Annotated in this window: 15 protein-coding genes; 8 read left to right on the top strand and 7 right to left on the bottom strand. The window is 42.1% G+C overall.

All coding sequences use genetic code 11. From position 1 onward, the window contains the following. Positions 1-2: 2 nt before the first annotated feature. From ACTG7X_RS09075 to argC, 4 genes are all read right to left on the bottom strand, one after another. Positions 3-722: a 1-acylglycerol-3-phosphate O-acyltransferase gene (locus ACTG7X_RS09075; protein ID WP_439258159.1), complete on the bottom strand. Its 720-nt coding sequence runs from the start codon at positions 720-722 to the stop codon at positions 3-5. 374 nt (positions 723-1,096) lie between these two features. Then, complete coding sequence (gene argH / locus ACTG7X_RS09070; protein WP_439258158.1) at positions 1,097-2,473, bottom strand: argininosuccinate lyase; 1,377 nt, start codon at positions 2,471-2,473, stop codon at positions 1,097-1,099. A 22-nt stretch (positions 2,474-2,495) separates the two neighbouring features. Continuing rightward, positions 2,496-3,269: an acetylglutamate kinase gene (gene argB / locus ACTG7X_RS09065; protein ID WP_439258157.1), complete on the bottom strand. Its 774-nt coding sequence runs from the start codon at positions 3,267-3,269 to the stop codon at positions 2,496-2,498. Positions 3,270-3,278: 9 nt separating this feature from the next. Further along, on the bottom strand, positions 3,279-4,289 hold the full coding sequence (gene argC / locus ACTG7X_RS09060) for an N-acetyl-gamma-glutamyl-phosphate reductase (RefSeq protein ID WP_439258156.1): 1,011 nt from the start codon (positions 4,287-4,289) through the stop codon (positions 3,279-3,281). Between the two features lie 320 nt (positions 4,290-4,609). Here argC and ACTG7X_RS09055 point away from each other — a divergent pair, with 320 nt between their 5' ends. The 7 genes from ACTG7X_RS09055 (at position 4,610) to glnA (ending at position 12,305) form a co-directional block, all read left to right on the top strand. Next, on the top strand, positions 4,610-6,523 hold the full coding sequence (locus ACTG7X_RS09055; protein WP_439258155.1) for a TonB-dependent receptor domain-containing protein: 1,914 nt from the start codon (positions 4,610-4,612) through the stop codon (positions 6,521-6,523). 16 nt (positions 6,524-6,539) lie between these two features. Next, positions 6,540-7,532, top strand: coding sequence for an ABC transporter substrate-binding protein (locus ACTG7X_RS09050; RefSeq protein WP_439258154.1), 993 nt, complete (start codon positions 6,540-6,542; stop codon positions 7,530-7,532). After that, complete coding sequence (locus ACTG7X_RS09045; protein ID WP_439258153.1) at positions 7,526-8,323, top strand: ABC transporter permease; 798 nt, start codon at positions 7,526-7,528, stop codon at positions 8,321-8,323. The genes ACTG7X_RS09050 and ACTG7X_RS09045 overlap by 7 nt, the downstream gene beginning before the upstream one ends. A 16-nt stretch (positions 8,324-8,339) precedes the next feature. Next, complete coding sequence (locus ACTG7X_RS09040) at positions 8,340-9,032, top strand: ATP-binding cassette domain-containing protein (RefSeq protein WP_439258152.1); 693 nt, start codon at positions 8,340-8,342, stop codon at positions 9,030-9,032. Then, positions 9,025-9,495 (top strand): hypothetical protein, encoded by a 471-nt coding sequence (locus ACTG7X_RS09035; protein WP_439258151.1) that lies wholly within the window; start codon positions 9,025-9,027, stop codon positions 9,493-9,495. The genes ACTG7X_RS09040 and ACTG7X_RS09035 overlap by 8 nt, the downstream gene beginning before the upstream one ends. A 61-nt stretch (positions 9,496-9,556) precedes the next feature. After that, positions 9,557-10,699 (top strand): acetylornithine deacetylase, encoded by a 1,143-nt coding sequence (argE, locus tag ACTG7X_RS09030; RefSeq protein WP_439258150.1) that lies wholly within the window; start codon positions 9,557-9,559, stop codon positions 10,697-10,699. Between the two features lie 184 nt (positions 10,700-10,883). Continuing rightward, complete coding sequence (gene glnA / locus ACTG7X_RS09025; protein ID WP_439239853.1) at positions 10,884-12,305, top strand: type I glutamate--ammonia ligase; 1,422 nt, start codon at positions 10,884-10,886, stop codon at positions 12,303-12,305. Positions 12,306-12,498: 193 nt separating this feature from the next. Here the strand turns inward: glnA and ACTG7X_RS09020 are convergent, their stop codons facing one another. Genes ACTG7X_RS09020 through metN form a run of 3 tightly spaced genes read right to left on the bottom strand, consistent with a single transcriptional unit; the run spans position 12,499 to position 15,074 of the window. Next, on the bottom strand, positions 12,499-13,332 hold the full coding sequence (locus ACTG7X_RS09020) for a MetQ/NlpA family lipoprotein (RefSeq protein WP_439242853.1): 834 nt from the start codon (positions 13,330-13,332) through the stop codon (positions 12,499-12,501). A 28-nt stretch (positions 13,333-13,360) separates the two neighbouring features. After that, positions 13,361-14,047, bottom strand: coding sequence for a methionine ABC transporter permease (locus ACTG7X_RS09015; protein WP_439258149.1), 687 nt, complete (start codon positions 14,045-14,047; stop codon positions 13,361-13,363). Beyond that, positions 14,037-15,074 carry a methionine ABC transporter ATP-binding protein MetN gene (metN, locus tag ACTG7X_RS09010; RefSeq protein ID WP_439258148.1) on the bottom strand — a complete coding sequence of 346 codons (1,038 nt, stop codon included), beginning with the start codon at positions 15,072-15,074 and terminating at the stop codon, positions 14,037-14,039. The genes ACTG7X_RS09015 and metN overlap by 11 nt, the downstream gene beginning before the upstream one ends. A gap of 165 nt (positions 15,075-15,239) precedes the next feature. Between metN and gmhB the strand changes: the two genes are divergently transcribed. Next, positions 15,240-15,794 carry a D-glycero-beta-D-manno-heptose 1,7-bisphosphate 7-phosphatase gene (gene gmhB / locus ACTG7X_RS09005; protein ID WP_439258147.1) on the top strand — a complete coding sequence of 185 codons (555 nt, stop codon included), beginning with the start codon at positions 15,240-15,242 and terminating at the stop codon, positions 15,792-15,794. Positions 15,795-15,984: the final 190 nt, after the last annotated feature.

The following is a 15,984-nucleotide window of genomic DNA, read 5'->3' as shown; positions in this document are numbered from 1 at the left end:
CTTTATGATTGAGCAATTTCCGCATCTAATTCAGCGATACGCTGTTGCATGAGTTGATGGCAATGGTTGGCAAATTCACGCACATTGTCTTTATTAAATTGGCGACTGTCAATGGGTGGTAGAATTTCACAAATCACTTTGCCATTATGCAAGCGATTTAAATCAATTTTGCCTTGTGTGGTCGAACACACCACTGGCACAATCGGCACGCCCGCCGCAATGGCCGCATGAAATGCCCCTGTTTTAAACGGCAACAAGCCACGCCCACGACTGCGAGTACCCTCGGGGAACATCCACACCGACAGATTATCTTGATTGATTCGTTGCGCCACTTGTCCCATGGTGTTGTGGGCTTTATTTTTATTATCACGATCTAGCAGAATGTTGCCCGTTGCCCAGTAAACCAAACCAAAAAAGGGGATCCAGATGAGGCTTTTTTTGCCGATACTGACGGTGCGAGGTTGCACCATATAAGACACTGTGACCATGTCGTAGTTATTTTGGTGATTGGCGATATAGACGCAAGGGCCAATGTTGGCGGATTCGGGGGAATAACGATGTTCAACGGTTAAGCCGAAGAGGGGATATAAGCGGCCAAACCAACGTGCGACGACACTCACGTTATTGGGATTTTTGAAACGAATAAGTGAGTAGATCGTGCCACAAATACAGATAATTAGGCAGAATAGAACGACAATAAGAATTCTGGCGAGTTTTAGCATGTTGTTGTTTTCCTGTTTGGGTTTTTGGGGGATTATAACAGGTTTTTATTGTTTTTTTAATATCGGTTTTCGCCGATGGCGACTTACTTTTTCTTTGCTTGTGCAAAGAAAAAGTAAGCAAAAAGAAAGCACACCCCGACTTCACCGCTTTTCTGAGCTTATTTGGTATTTTCTTTACGCTAAATTTTGAACTCGCTACGCTCAGACATGCAAAATTTAGCTAAAAATACCAAAACGCTCAGGCGGTTCAGACGGGGCCCCAGTGGGGATGAGGGTTGTTAAAGTGCGGTGAAAAATACTGAAATTTTTCACCGCACTATTTAGCTACGAAGTAGCGTTACTATGCTTAACCTAGTACGTTAGTACTAGGTAGATTATGCACTAATTCTCGCTTTCGCCTCTTCAATCGCTTCCGCCACTCGCAACGGAGACACCCCACCCTTGGCATTACGTTTATCCAAACAGGATTGCAATGATAAAATAGGGTAAACATCTTCGCCAATGACATCACTAAATTGACGAAATTCTTGCACGGTTAAATCTTCTAAGCCTTTTTGAACTTGAATTGCATAAACCACGGTTTCACCCACAATATGGTGCGAATCACGGAATGGCACGCCTTTTGCGACTAAGTAATCAGCGAGTTCGGTAGCGTTAGAGTAGCCTTTGAGTGCAGCCTCTCGAGTACGGTTGACATTAACTTTGATGTCCTCTAATACAAATGCAGCCATGGTTAAGCAATCGTGCCATGTGTCTAAGGCATCAAAAATGCCCTCTTTATCTTCCTGCATATCTTTGTTGTAGGCTAACGGTAAACCTTTTACGGTGGTCAACATACCCATAAGTGAACCGATCACACGCCCAGTTTTACCTCGAATCAATTCGCACGCATCGGGGTTTTTCTTTTGTGGCATTAAAGACGAACCAGACGTCACTCGGTCGGAAAGTTCCACAAAATCCGCCTCACCACTGTTGAAAATAATCATATCTTCAGCGAAACGAGAAAGGTGTGCCATACTTAATGACGCAGTGGAAAGCAATTCAATAATATGATCACGGTCAGAAACACTGTCTAAGCTGTTGCGAGTGGCGAAGTCAAAACCAAGATCTTGTGCTAATTGTTCACGGTCGATAGGATAGGCTGTACCTGCTAATGCCCCACTGCCGAGTGGGCAAGTATTCATACGGCGATAGGCATCTGCTAAACGGCTATAATCTCGTTCTAACATTTCTACATACGCCATACACCAGTGAGCAAAGCTGATTGGTTGGGCACGTTGTAAATGGGTATAACCAGGCATCACGGCGTGTTGATTATTTTCTGCGGTTGCTACTAATTTGGCTTGTAGTTCACGTACGCTGTATTGCAATTCCGTGACTTGCTGTTTGCACCACATTTTTATGTCAAGGGCGACCTGATCGTTACGGCTACGTCCTGTGTGTAGCTTTTTACCTAGATTGCCGACTTTATCGATGAGCTTACTTTCTACCCAACTATGAATATCTTCCGCATCATCTTGCAAAATTGCCAGCGGATTTGACCGCACTTCAATTAACAACTGATTTAACGCTTGTTCCAGTTGAGCCTGTTCATCTGTGGTGAGAACACCGACACTCACTAATGCCTTTGACCAACCCACCGAACCCTCAATATCTTGTTCAGCTAAACGATAGTCAAAACGTAGTGAATCATTAAAATCTTTAAAACGTTTATCTGCCGCTTGGGTAAAGCGACCGCCCCATAATGCCATGTTGTTGTCCTTTTATTTTTATTTAGGGATAAATTCTTGTGCCGATAATCTCACCTGCAAAAAGTGCGGTGAGTTTTTCAGGATATTTCCAATTCGCAATATCTACGCCACGTTGTAATAATTGTGCCGCATCGAGTGCCGCTTTTACTTTAACAATCATGCCGTCAGTAATCACTTTTTCCGCAATAAGTTGCTCAATTTGCACCGCAGTTAGCTCGGCAATACGTTGCTTATTGCCGTCCAGTACGCCGTCAACATCAGACAACATCACCAAATCCGCATCAATCAACGCTGCAATAGCGGTGGCAGCTTGATCGGCGTTGACATTCATTAAACGCCCTTGATCATCAACAGCAATAGAGCTAATAATCGGTAAAAATTTGTTGGTTAATAATTGCTCTAATAGCGTAGCGTTTTTTGCTTGTACATTGGCGACATGACCTAATTCAGGATCAAATTGCATCGCACTGGTCAAATTGCCGTCAGCAAGACTTAATCCGACAGGATTTAACTGAAATTTTATGGCTTGTGCCAACAGTTTTTTATTGGCAATGCCAGCCAATGCTCCCACGATAATGTCAATTTGATCGCTTGGGGTTACTCGCAAACCATTTTTCTTTTGCACCGGTAAGCCTAATTTTTTCATTAAATCATCGACTACGCAACCGCCACCATGAACAATAACTAAAGGGCGGTTAGCTTGTTGTAGATAATCAGCCAGAGCCGTGAACAAATTTTGCATAGCATCAGGCGTATCTAATAATACGCCCCCTAATTTAATCACTAAGGGTTTCATCTATTATCCTTAAAATAAGCCTAATGTTTCATTATAACCGAAACGAATATTGGCACATTGTACCGCTTGAGATGCCGCCCCTTTTAACAAATTATCTTCCGCTCCGATAATCACAATATGCCCGTTATGGGTAGCAAAACCAATATCACAATAAGGGGTAAATTCCACCGCTTTAATGCTTGGTAAACCTTGCTCATACACTCGCACGAGCGGGCAATTAGCGTAATATTGTTGATAAGCGGATCTGATTTGCTCGTCGGTGACGCCCTCTTTTAATTTGGCCGTAATGGTGGCTAAAATACCTCGTTTAAAATTGCCTAAGTGCGGTGTAAAAATGACTTCGGTGCCTAAATGGGTAGCAATTTCAGGTTGATGACGGTGGGTAAAGACACCATAAGCGTTCAGGCTCACTTCGCAGAAACTGCTAGTAATGGCTGGCCGACGACCGGCACCGCTCACGCCACTGACCGCATTAATCACCGGTAATTGATTGAGATCTAATAAATTATTTTCAATTAATGGTTTTATGCTTAATTGTGACACCGTTGGATAACAACCGGCTACCGCAATTAAATCGGTTTGTTGAATCTGCTTACTGTTCCATTCGGCAAGGCCATATACCGCAAAATTGAGAAGTTCAGGATATTGATGTTCAAAACCATAATATTGGGTGTAAAATTCTGCATTATTGACACGGAAAGCCCCCGATAAATCGAATACTTGGCAATCTTGTTGTAAAAAAATCGGAGCAAGGTTATGGCTAACTTCATGTGCGGTGGCGAGAAAGACTACATCCACATCATTAGCCAACAAAGACAAATCCTCTGGCAAGGGTTGCAAAATCAAATCGCAATAGGTACGCAATTGCGGATAAAGGCTGGAAATTGGCTTATTGGCATCTAAACTTTGTTGCGAAACATAAAGTCCTGATAATTCAAAATGTGGATGACGAGTTAAAATTTGTGCTAATTCTGCACCAGTATACCCGCTGGCCCCCACGATAATAGCTTTTTGTAACATAACTTCCTCCAGTCTTGTAGTGATTATTTATGCTATTATTCTGCATAAATATTTAAAAAGCAACTGTTATTGCGAAAATGTGCCGTACTCTGAAAAACTCGGTGAAATTATACCGCACTTTTAGCTTTATTGAGGGCTAAATTCCACCATTCAGCGAAATTCTGTAAAAATCCCGTGAGAGATTTGTTAAATAATTGTAATGTATTAATTTTGTTTTTGATATTTATCAAATTAAGGTGATTTTCTTATTAAATATCCTACTATTTTTATCAACTATTTCGTATGATTGAGTAAGAACAATTATCAATCGAGGTGATTTTATGAGAAAACAAACCCTTTTAGCCGTGGCGGTGTGTGCTGCTGTGCAGTCTGCTTTGGCAACCGATCTTGCCGATCCTGATCAAATTCAACCGTTAAAATCCTTTTCCCCACCGAAACCTATCGCTCCCAATATTGCCCAAGGTTATATGATTGAAAATCAATTTGATCGCACTGACCGTTTGTCGTATTTTTCCGTGGCGAATAAAGTCAATGAGGGCGTTGCCCCGTTAAAATTAAGTTCAGGTTTTTATGGGACGAGTTTTTATAATTCCCTGTTTTCAGGTTTCCGTGAAGCCAATTATTATGCGTTGTTTAATGTGAATCACACCAAAGCCAATCGCTATAAAGACGGGCAGCATAACAAGGTGAATTTTGGTTATGAACGCTTTAATCAAGCGGCGGTGTTGGGCTGGTTGCCGAATGACCGCACGGAATTTCGCTTGACTTTTATTCATGATGATTTAGACGAGGATAAACAGCCTGAACATCAAATGGATCCTGTGAGTACCGAGCGTTATGTGGTGCGGTTAAATGGGCGTTTTGGGCTGGAGGATTTGAGCAATACGCTCAGCACCGAATTGACCTATCGCCATGTAAAACGCCATGCGGATAACTATACTTTACGCTCTGTGGCAGGTAATAATGTGTATGTGTTGTTGCACCGTGAAATTTTTGATGCGGCCGTGAAATATGATGTAGATTGGGATAAATTCCACAATCAAATTGGCGTAAGTTATCAGCATGATGACCAAGATGGCGACCGTTATTTGCACACCGCCGCACGGGATATTTTAAACGGTTATCGTTTTGGTAATGTGCATATTGATCGTTATCGGGTGTTTGATAATCTGCATTATACCTTTAATGATCAGCATAAACTGGGTTTAGGTGTCACCTATGAATATAACAGTGTGGATGTGCGGAAATTCAATAGCAATTTGCCAAATCCAATGATGCCTGGCACGCAATTTGCCAATATTCAAACCCTGTGGAAAACCTATTTCGGGCGGAATGCTACCGATGGCAAAATCAAGCAAAATGCTTTGTCTGCGGAGTTGAAATATGAATTTACCCCAACGGCATTCCAGCGTTATGAATTAAGCCTAGGGCATTTAGAACGGGTAGGCGACAATATGGAACGCTTTAATTCCTTGGCGTCTATTGTGGTTCGTCCGAATGGCACAACCATGAATCAACAGCCTGCCAGTGCCATTGTGGATAATCCTTGGCTAAAACCTGAAGAACATAATCGGATTAAATTTGATTTTGATCTGAAAAATGAATTTTACAAAGGTTATCTAAATTCTATTTTGGATAACGGCTGGAATATCGGCGGTTCCTTGGTGTATGACGATGTGAAAAACTTGATTATTTTTGACCGCACTCGTGGACAATCAGGCACGGTAGACCGCAGCGGTGGCATTATTACTCGCAATGTGGATGCCAAGTTAATCGTGGCGAATTTATACGCCAACTACAATTTCTTGCAAAATTGGGCGGTGGGGGCAAAAGCCTTTTATAACTACGGCAAAAACGACACCGATAATCGCCCGTTATATCAAATTCGTCCTTTTGAGTTGAACGCTAATTTGGATTACCGCAACTATTTCCAATACGGCAGTTACAACCTTGGGGCGGCGGTGCGTTATGTGGCGAAACAAAACAAAGGCGATTTTGACCGCACTTCTGGCTTAGGCATTGACAACCGTGAAGCGGCGAAACAATTTACCGTGGTGGATTTGTATGCAGGCATCAATTTTCAGGATAAATACGCCGTGCGTTTGGGCGTGAATAATCTGTTTAACCGTCAATATGCCGAATTTATCAGCGGCGATCATGTGTTGGCACTCACCCCAAATGTGGTGAACGCCCCAGGTCGCACTTTCTGGTTAAGCCTACATGCTTCATTCTAAGATTGGGAGAAAAAAGATGAATACTGAAATGCACTATGAAATTGAGCGTAGAACTTTCTTAAAACTGAGTTCCGCCCTATTATTATCCAGTGCCGCACCCCGTTTGTTTGCGGCAAGCAAAACTGCCTTTACCATTTACGGTGCACCTGCCTTGCCAAGTTTGACTATCGCCGTTGCCACCCTACAAGGGCAATTAGCCAAACAAGCGGACACCAGCCTTAAAATCTGGAAAAATCCTGATCAACTGCGTGCTGGGGTTGCCAGCGGTGAATTTAAAGTGATGATGAGCCCAAGCAATGTGGGCGTGAATTTGCAAAACCAAGGGCAAAATGTCGGCATGATTAACATTTTGACTAATGGCATTGTGCAATTATTAGGCAAAATTGACATCAGCTCCCCTGAGCAATTGGTAGGCAAAAAAGTCATTATGCCCTTTAAAAACGATATGCCTGACATTACCTTTAGAGCCTTGTTAAAACAACGGGGCATTGATGAAAGCAAGGTGGACATCACTTACACTGCAACGCCAGCAGAAGCGGTAAGCCTATTTTTAACTCAACCTTTTGACATTGCCTATTTGCCTGAACCGCTTGCTAGTGCTTGTATTTTGAAAGGCAAAAAAATGGGCGTAGAAGTGGTGCGAACCTTTGATTTCTTGCAAAGTTGGGCGGAAAGTTTTAACACCCAACCGATTATTCCACAAGCAGGGATTATCGCTAATCGTGATTTTTATCAAGCTCATACCGCAGAGTTTGAATTGCTACATCAAGATTTGCAAAGTGCCTTGACTTGGGTGAAAAACAATGCACAAAGTGCGGCGGAAATTGGTACAAATTATTTCCCAGCGCCTGCACCTGCCATTGCAAACGCCATTCCGCACGCCAATTTAACCGTGCGAAAAGGTTCAGAAATCAAGGAAGAATTGCTGAAATTCTATGACATTGTGTTGCGTTACAACCCGAAATTATTAGGCGGAAAATTGCCAACGGACGACTTTTTCCTATGTTAAGCGTGGATAAAGTTCGCAAGCCACAAACGCCCATTTTCTATGTCATTGATTATTTATGGGGTGGTTTTGCCACCCTTGGCGTGGTGGCAATGTTGCTCGCCATTTGGCAATGGGGCAGCAATAGCGTAGGCGAATTTCTGCTCCCTAGTCCGCTTGTGGTGTTTCAACAAGCTGCTGATTTATTGCAAAATTTTGGCGAAAATCAACTTGATCTTTCCCTGTGGCGTGCTTTGGTCGGCGTAAGCAGTGCCTTATTGCTTGGCATGATTGCAGGCTTTATCGCTGGTACATCAAAAACCCTGATGGCAATGCTCAAGCCTTTAATGACCATGTTACTCGCCACACCGCCGATTATTTGGGTGGTGATGGCGTTATTTTGGTTCGGCTTTGGCAACGCCAGCGTGCTGTTTACCATTATTATCATTGTCACGCCACTGACCTTTGCCAGCAGTTCCGTGGGCATTGCCACGGTGAGCCAGCAAATGAAAGAAGTGTTTGATGCCCATCATCTCGGCTGGGCGAAAAAACTGCGTTATCTGTATATTCCCCATTTAACGGGCTACATTATTGCCAGTATCAGTGTCGCCGTAGCATCGGGTATGCGTATCGTGGTGATGGCGGAATTATTGGGGGCGAGTGATGGCGTGGGATCTCGCATTGCTGATGCTCGAGTAATGTTGGATACGCCAACGGTGATGGCGTATGTGTTGTTGGTGATTTTATTAGTGGCGTTATTTGAATATTTGATTATTAAGCCACTGGAAATTTTGTTTATGCCGTGGAAAAGGTAAGCAGGAAAAAGAGAATATGCTGACATTATCCCATTTGCATTTTGCCATTTTACAAGATGTGATCGTGCAAGATTTTAGCCTTGAATTACAACGGGGCGAAATCAAAACCCTGTTTGGGCCTAGTGGTTGTGGCAAAACCACGGTGTTGCGGTTAGTGAGCGGTTTAGACAAACCCAAATCAGGCAAAATTATTAATCAATTCAACAAAATCGGCTTTCTATTTCAAGAAAATCGCCTATTAAACAATCTAACTGCGGTGAAAAATATTGAAATTTTTATGCCAACCCCTGATCGTCAAAAAATTTACGCTCTAGCGGAAGAAATCGGCTTAACCCCAGCGGATTTAAATAAATACCCCACGGAGCTTAGCGGCGGCATGGCAAAACGAGTAGCATTTTTGCGTTTATTATTAAGCGATTGCGACTTGGCGTTATTAGATGAACCCTTTGTGGGTTTAGATCGGGATTTACGCCAGCGTTTAATCGCTTTGTTACAAGAACGCATTGAACAGCAAACCTTAGCTTGTTTATTAGTTACCCACGACCGCTTTGAAGCCGTGCGATTAAGCCACGAAATTTTGTTATTATCAGAAAAAGGCATGCAAATTCAACAACATATTCTACTCAACGAACCACTTGCTTTGCGAGATAATCAGTATGAAGAAAAAATCGTGAAACAGTATTTTCAAGGAAGAGTATATTATGACTAGCCTGTTTTTCTTCGTCCATCTCGCCGTATTGGCAACCCTTTGGGAAAGCGTGAATTTCAGCCTTCGTTTAAGCGCAATCGCCTTAAAAAACAGTCAACTTAAAAATCCGCTTTTTATCCCTAATCTTATTTACCGCAATTTATTGCTGGTATTGCTATTTTTTTATGGCATAAGCTCCATCCTTTTGCCTGACAATGTCAGCGGTTTTCTCGCCATTGGTATCGGTTGTTTGTTTATGGCGAATTTGAAAGAATTTCACTATTGGGATTTACTGCGTTTTCCTGCACTTGCTGTCTATTATCTGCTTCAGTTGATTGGCGGTATGGGGTATTTTTATTTAGGAATTTGCCAACTGAGTCAACAATCTTTGCTCATTGCTCAAGGGTTAATTTTGAGCTATTTGGTTGGGCTATTGAGTTTATATTTGCTTTGGCAACGACATAAATTTTCACTGACGAAATAGTCAAGTTGTGCTATGCTTGCCAGTCAAATCGCCTTTGTAGAGTAATGCAGAAAGTAGCCCAATGAAAAAACACCCGTCCTTTATTCAGATGTATTCCCAGCTGATTGCCATTCCAACGATCAGCAGTATTGAAAAAAACGCCGATCAATCGAACCGCAGTTTAATTGAGCTGTTAGCAAATTGGCTAAAGGATCTTGGTTTTCAGACAGAAATTTTACCTGTGCCGAATAGCAATGAGAAATATAATTTACTGGCAACCTATGGTGAGGGCGAAGGCGGTTTATTATTAGCTGGGCATACGGACACCGTGCCTTTTGATGAGGGGCGTTGGACATTCGATCCCTTCAAATTAACAGAACAAGACGGCAAATTTTACGGTTTAGGCACGGCGGATATGAAAGGCTTTTTTGCTTTTGTTCTGGATGCCATTCAGCAGATTGATTTAACCCAACTCACCAAACCTTTACGCATTCTAGCCACGGCTGACGAAGAAACCTCCATGTTGGGGACAAGAACCTTTATTCAACATGCCCATATTCGCCCCGATTGTGCGGTGATTGGCGAACCCACGTCTTTACGCCCAGTGCGTGCCCACAAAGGACATATTGGCAAAGGCTTGCAAATTATTGGCAAGTCGGGCCATTCTAGCGATCCCGAAAAAGGTGTGAATGCCATTGAAATTATGCACCAAGCCACAGGTTATTTAATGCAAATGCGAAATGAGCTGAAAGAAAAATATCATCATGCGGATTTCGCCATTCCTTATCCCACCATGAATTTTGGTTCCATTCACGGCGGTGATGCGGTCAATCGTATTTGTGCTTGTTGTGAATTGCAATTTGATATTCGTCCCTTGCCTGCTATGCAGTTAGACGATTTGGAAAGCATGTTGCGAGAAAAATTGGCTCCGCTATTTGAACAATATGGTGATCTTCTCACCTTGCGAAATTTGCATGAGCCGATACCGGGTTATGAATGTGAGCATTCTGCACAAGTCGTGCAAGTGGTGGAAAAATTGTTGAGAGAAAAATGTGAAGTGGTAAACTACTGTACCGAGGCACCCTTTATTCAACAACTTTGTCCGACGCTTGTGTTAGGGCCAGGTTCCATTGAACAAGCCCATCAGCCGGATGAATTTTTATCGGCAGAATTTATTAAACCAACACAACAACTGTTGACGAAGTTGATTAACCATTTCTGTTAAGGATTAAATTAGAAATAATCTAATTGAAAAGCATTAATTTTAGATATAATATAACAATAGTATTTATTTGTTAAATGTAACCAAAAATATTATTGTGATCTTTGAAATAATTGGTTACTTTTTCTATGCAACCACATTGCAAGAATTTACTGACTCTTAAAATTTAACTTGGAAGGAAGTTTCTATGTCAAACACACAAGCGATTGCTAACGTATTTAAACTTATCGAAGAAAACAATATCAAATTTGTTCTTCTTCGTTTTACGAACATCAAAGGCAAAGAACACGGCGTATCATTACCTGCCAGTGCCATTGATGAAGATTTCTTTGAAGAGGGCAAAATGTTCGACGGATCTTCCGTTGAGGGCTGGCGAGCGATTAATAAAGCCGATATGCTATTAATGCCAATTCCAGAAAGTGCCGTAGTGGATCCCTTTGCACAAATCCCAACCCTATCAATTCGTTGTAGTATCTATGATCCGAACACCATGCAAAGCTATGATCGTGACCCACGTTCTATTGCCTTGCGTGCCGAACAATATATGCGTTCAACCGGTGTCGCAGATAATGTCATGTTTGGGCCAGAACCAGAATTCTTTTTATTTGATGATGTGCGTTTTTCTACGGAGCCAAATAAAGTATCTTACGCCATTGATGACGAAGAGGCCATGTGGAACACTAACCGCAAATACAAAGAACAAGGCAACAATGCTTATCGTCCATTGAAAAAAGGCGGTTATTGTGCCGTAGCACCGATTGATAGCGGACATGATATTCGTTCTGAAATGTGTTTATTGCTTGAAGAAATGGGCTTAGTGATTGAGGCACATCACCATGAAGTAGCGACTGCAGGTCAAAATGAAATTGCGACAAAATTCAATAGCTTAACTTTGAAAGCGGACGAAACTCAAATCTACAAATATATCGTGCAAAACGTGGCATTAGAACACGGCAAAACCGCTTGCTTTATGCCAAAACCGTTTGCCGGTGACAATGGTTCAGGTATGCACTGTAATATGTCATTAAGTAAAGACGGTAAAAATATCTTTATGGGTGACAAATATGCAGGCTTGTCTGAAACGGCGTTATATTATATCGGTGGTATTATCAAACACGCCAAAGCCTTAAATGCCTTTACTAACCCTAGTACAAACTCATACAAACGTTTAGTGCCAGGGTTTGAGGCGCCCGTATTATTAGCTTACTCGGCCAGCAACCGTTCTGCATCTATTCGTATTCCTGCGGTGACCAGTCCGAAAGCAACCCGTGTCGAGGCTCGTTTCCCTGATCCAATCGCAAATCCGTACTTATGTTTTGCAGCCTTATTAATGGCGGGGTTAGACGGTGTGGTGAACAAAATTCACCCAGGCGATGCCATGGACAAAAACCTTTACGACTTGCCACCAGAAGAATTAAAAGAAATTCCAGCGGTGTCAAGCTCATTAGAGGAGGCTCTTGATAATCTTGCAAAAGATTATGAATTCTTAACCCAAGGTGGTGTATTCACTAAAGACTTTATCGAAACTTATATCGGTATGAAACGTAAAGAAGTGGAACGTTTGAACATGACCCCACACCCAGTGGAATTTGAAATGTATTATGCGTAGTTAGTTAAGTAAGAGAAAACAGGATTAGTGATAATCCTGTTTTTTTATGGAAATCTTGTCATGGTCTAGTCATTCAAGGGCATAATTTAAAAAAGAGAGTTAAAACCAATATCAGGCTTTAACCCTCTTTTTAACAATTGTTTTGCCTATTAAGTCTGCAATATAATATCGACAAAATAGGCGAGCGTTTAAATTACCAACCTTTCACTACACCATCTTTAAAGTGTTTTACCGCTTCTTGGTAAACTTCTTCGGTTTGGTAAGATTTTACGAAGTTTTGTACCGCTGCGCTGTCTTTGTTATCGGTACGTGCAACGATGATATTCACGTATGGGCTGTCTTTATCTTCCACGAAAACGCCGTTGTCAGTGGTAGTTAACCCGACTTGGCTGGCATAAGTGTTATTGACTACGGCTAAATCTACATCATCTAAAGCACGAGCGGCGACGGCTGTGTCAACGGGTACAACTTGTAGATTTTTTGGATTTTCTACAATGTCTAACACGGTTGAGGCCAAGTTAGTGTTGTCTTTTAATTTTAATAAGCCTTGTTTTTCTAACAAGATTAATGCACGGCCGCCATTGGTTGGATCGTTTGGAATGGCAACTTTGGCACCGTCTTTTAATTCAGACACGTTTTTAATGGTTTTTGAATAACCCGCTAATGGGTAAACAAAGGTGTTGCCGACGATCACAAGATTAGTGATGTTGTTGGCTTTGGTGTCTGTGTCTAAATAAGGTTTGTGTTGCATCGCATTGATGTCTAAGTCGCCTTTGCTGACCGCTGGATTTGGTAAGGCGTAGTCGTTAAATTCAACGAATTTAACCTCTAAATTGTATTTTTCTTTCGCAATTTTTGCTGCAATTTCAGCGACTTGATGCTCAGGGCCTGACATCACACCGACGGTGATGGTTTGTGGCGCAGCTTGTGCTGCAGCAGCGGCCTCTGGTTTTTTGTCATCTTTACACGCCGTTAACGCAAAAACAGAGCTAAGTGCGGTGATGGTGAGAAGTTTTTTAAAATTCATGGAATGTTCCTTATTAAGTAAAGTTAAATTAACGATGATCGAAACGATCAGCGAGTTTGTTGCCGTATCTTTCGCAGATCATCACGATTAATACGATGATAATGGTGGCGATCCAAAGCACATAAGGCATATTGCGGTGTAAACCGTAAGAAATCGCAGTATTACCTAAACCGCCACCGCCCACGGCACCTGCCATGGCAGAGTAGCCGATTAGGGTGACGAGAGTGAGAGTAGTAGCCTTTATCAGCATTGGCAAGGCCTCAGGCAGATAAAACTTGGTGACTAATTGCCATACACTGGTTCCCATGGCTTTGGCCGTTTCGGTTAATCCGCTCGGAATATCGCCTAAAGCATTAGCCGTTAAACGTGCAAAAAATGGCATAGCCGACACACCTAAGGGGATGATGGATGCTGTGGTGCCAAGCGTCGTGCCGACTAAGAAACGGGTAACCGGCATTAAGTCGAATAACAAAATGATAAAGGGAATGGAGCGCCCGATATTAATCACGGCCTCCAACACACGATTGACTTTGGCGTTTGCCAAGGCTTGTTGTGGTTGGGTTAAAAATGTCCACACGCCCAGAGGTAAGCCAAATACAATGGCAAACAGGGTAGCGGCGAAACTCATATAAATGGTTTCGTAGGTGCTTACCCCGATAAGTTCCCATACTTGGGGGCTGATGTTGTTAAAGCCGTTGATAAAATTATCCCACATAACCAAGCACCTCCACACGTACATTGCTTTCCATTAAATAAATTTTTGCTTGGGTGATTGCATCTTCATCTCCCTCGACTTCAGCGATGGTAAAACCAAATTTGGTGCCGCCTGCATAATCAATCTGTGACATTAAGATATTAAAGGACACATTAAAACGTCGTGAAGTTTGGGAGATCAACGGTGCGTCCACAGAGCGACCAGTAAATTCAAAGCGAATAATTGGCGAAGAATGCGCAGATTTCGGTGTGTCAGATAGCAAGGCCAAATATTCTTCGGGTAAATAGTTTTGGAATGTGGCTTGAATAAAGTCTTGTGCCAACTCGGTTTTCGGATTGGAGAAAATTTCGCTCACCGTGCCTTGTTCAACTAAACTGCCACGGTCGATAACGGCTACTTGGTCGCAAATGCGTTTGACTACGTCCATTTCGTGGGTAATCAATAAGATAGTGATACCTAAAGTGCGGTTAATATCTTTTAATAATTTTAAGATCGATTGCGTGGTGGCCGGATCTAATGCACTGGTGGCTTCATCGCAAAGTAATACGTGGGGATCGCTCGCTAAGGCACGTGCAATGGCAACCCGTTGTTTTTGTCCACCGGATAAATTGGCTGGATAAACATCTTTTTTATCGGTTAAGCCAACTAATTCTAAAAGTGCGGTGACTTTTTGTTGAATTTTTTGTGGGGTCGCTTTTTCAAGTTCTAACGGCAGGGCGATGTTGCCAAAGACCGTACGTGAACTCAAGAGGTTGAAATGTTGGAAAATCATGCCGATATTACGGCGTTCTGCGATGAGTTGCGTGTCATCTAGCGCCATAAGATCTTTGCCGTCAACAATAACAGCACCTGATGTTGGGCGTTCTAATAAATTAACGCAACGAATAAGCGTGCTTTTGCCTGCACCAGAGGCACCAATCACACCACAAATACTGCCCGCAGAGACATGTAATGACACATTGTCTAGTGCCTTGAGTTTTTTTCCTGCACTATCAAAAATTTTGGTGATATTTTCTAGCTTAATCATATAAGCCCTTTGATAAATGATTAAAAATGTCGTCTGGTTATTTTAGATGTCTATATGGCTATGTCAATCATTATTCGTGGGCTTTTTAGAATATATCGTTATCAATTATAATATTTGTGTGATAATAAGCGGATAAATCGGACAGATATATAAAAGGAAAAGCAAATGAATAAAGCAATTTTTTTGGATCGAGACGGTACGTTAAATATCGATCATGGCTATGTTCATCAAATTGATGATTTTCAATTTATTGAGGGCAGTATTGAGGCGTTAAAAGCATTGAAAGCAATGGGCTATTTGTTGGTGGTAGTGACGAATCAATCGGGCATTGCGCGTGGTTATTTTAGCGAAGATCAGTTTTTGCAATTAACCGAATGGATGGATTGGTCGCTCGCTGATCGGGGCGTGGATTTGGACGGCATTTATTATTGTCCACATCACCCAGAGGGAGAGGGTGAATTTCGTCAAGATTGTGATTGCCGTAAGCCGAAATCGGGAATGTTGCAACAAGCAATTAAGGAATTAAAGATTGATCCTCGCCGATCTTTTATGGTGGGCGATAAAATCGAAGATTTGCAAGCTGGTTTAGGGGCGAATGTGGCGTATAACGTGTTAGTGAGAACGGGAAAAGCGATTACGGCGCAAGGGGAAACCTTGGCGGATTATGTGATTGATAGTGTCGCAGATTTGCCCCAATTAATTAAACAGTTGAAAAACTAAGCAGTCAGAGAGAATTCGCAAAATTTTTGCAAAAAACACTTGCAAAGGATTTTCAGATCACTATAATACGCCACACACAACGACGCACTGTTGTGAAAATCGAAGTTTCTAGCGTGCGTCGTTGTTTTTTGTTCTTTAACAATTTATCAGACAATCTGTGTGGGCACTTGTTGATTGACTTGTTTTAAAA

The organism is Lonepinella sp. BR2271, from assembly GCF_051851515.1.
Taxonomy (GTDB): domain Bacteria; phylum Pseudomonadota; class Gammaproteobacteria; order Enterobacterales; family Pasteurellaceae; genus Lonepinella.
This window is presented reverse-complemented; position numbering and strand designations above follow the sequence as displayed.